Raw genomic sequence first — 1,652 nt, forward strand, 5'->3', positions numbered from 1 at the left:
CCCGGATTCCCCAGATAGATTACCAATTTGATGACCTGCTTGGGCGATTCTGCTATAAGAATCAATGCAATACCATCATCGCGACGGGCCAGCCCTGTGTCACCCGGCGGGTGAATCCAAAAACCCCCCTTTGCGGGTCGATTTCGACCGTCGCCTGAAGCTGGAGTTCCACGGTTCCAGGATCACATCTGACGCCGGATTGCTGGCCTATCGCGAGCTTGACGATGCCCTTGGCCTGAGCGAGGGGGCCGGGGGTCTTTTCCAAGACAGCCGCACCGGCAAAAATGGATGGCATGGCATGACGGGATTGTTTCGTCAGTCGGTGTTTGGACGCCTTGGCGGCTATGAAGACGTGAACGACGCCGACCGTCTTGGCCGTGATCCTGCCATGCGCTGGATTGTCGGCGGCAAGGCCGTCGAAAGACAGGCCGCTTCCGCCACCCAGATGGGACGCTTCGAGACGGAGCACCTGGCCAGCGACGAGAACTTTGCCGCATTGACCGAACTTTCCGGCATTTGGATCGACCGTGTGCATGACCGTCGCCCGCCGAAGATGATTATCCTCGACATGGACTCAAGCGTCAGTCCGACCCATGGCGAACAAGAGGGCGCGGCCTACAATGGTCACTTCGGCTGCACGTGCTACCATCCGCTTTTCCTGTTCAACCAGTTCGGCGATCTGGAGCGATGTTCCCTCCGCCCCGGCAACGTCCATAGCGCTGACGGTTGGCGTGACCTTCTGGAACCCGTCGTCGAGCGTTACCGGGAACGCAACCTGCGCCGCTATTTCCGAGGGGACGCCGCCTTCGCCGCACCGGGCATTTATGAGTTTCTGGAAGCCGAGGGCTTCACCTACGCCATCCGTCTCAAGGCCAACGTGGTTCTTCAGGAAAGCATCGGCCATCTCCTCACGCGACCCATTGGCCGCCCGCCGAACCATGTGCGGCGCTATTACGCCAGCTTCAGCTATCAGGCTGGAAGTTGGGACAGAAAGCGGCGCGTGGTGGCCAAGGTGGAATGGCACCCCGGCGACCTGGTTCCCCGTGTCGGTTTCATTGTCACCAACCTGTCGCGGCCGGCTGAGCGGGTGGTGGCGTTTTACAATCACCGTGGGACAGCGGAACAGAACATCAAAGAGGGCAAGAACGCCATCCGGTGGACGCGGCTGTCATGCCGGAAGTTCCGCAACAACGAGGTTCGGCTCCAGCTTCACGCCCTGGCCTACAATCTGGGCAACTTCATGAGGACACTGGCTTTGCCGAAGGAGGTCGAGCACTGGTCGCTGACCACGCTGCGGGAGAAATTGGTAAAGATTGGAGCCAAGGTCGTCCACCATGGCCGCTATGTCGCCTTCCAGATGGCTGAGGTGGCCGTGCCGAGGATGCTCTTCGCCGAGATCCTGCGGCTGATCGCGCAGTTGCGGCCACCGCCTGATCCTGCGCCGGCGTGAGGCGTCCGTTTGTCATGCGTTGCAACGAAAGCCACGGGAGAGGTGCGCCTTGATTGCGACCAATCCGATCCATCTGCCCTTTCGCGGCGCCCCTTGGCTCATGGTGAGGGGTCTTGGGCGGATCTTGGGCAGAGAGCGTTGCCAACAACACCGAAATTGTACAATCTGTGGTCTGGTTGCCGGTTCATATGGGGAATGTCGG

General features: G+C 60.3%; 1 protein-coding gene. It reads left to right on the forward strand.

The window, feature by feature from the left end; translation table 11 throughout:
• Nucleotides 1-64 precede the first annotated feature (64 nt).
• Nucleotides 65-1,450 carry an IS1380 family transposase gene (locus VQ044_RS25050; RefSeq protein ID WP_442873871.1) on the forward strand — a complete coding sequence of 462 codons (1,386 nt, stop codon included), beginning with the start codon at nt 65-67 and terminating at the stop codon, nt 1,448-1,450.
• The last annotated feature ends 202 nt before the right edge of the window (nt 1,451-1,652 follow it).

It is taken from the genome of Aurantimonas sp. C2-5-R2, from assembly GCF_036549495.1.
Lineage (GTDB): Bacteria > Pseudomonadota > Alphaproteobacteria > Rhizobiales > Rhizobiaceae > Aurantimonas > Aurantimonas coralicida_A.

Bases quoted from the DNA above. Each gene is read 5' to 3' on its own strand.
- VQ044_RS25050 (WP_442873871.1), top strand. From the start codon at position 65: ATGCAATACCATCATCGCGACGGGCCAGCCCTGTGTCACCCGGCGGGT.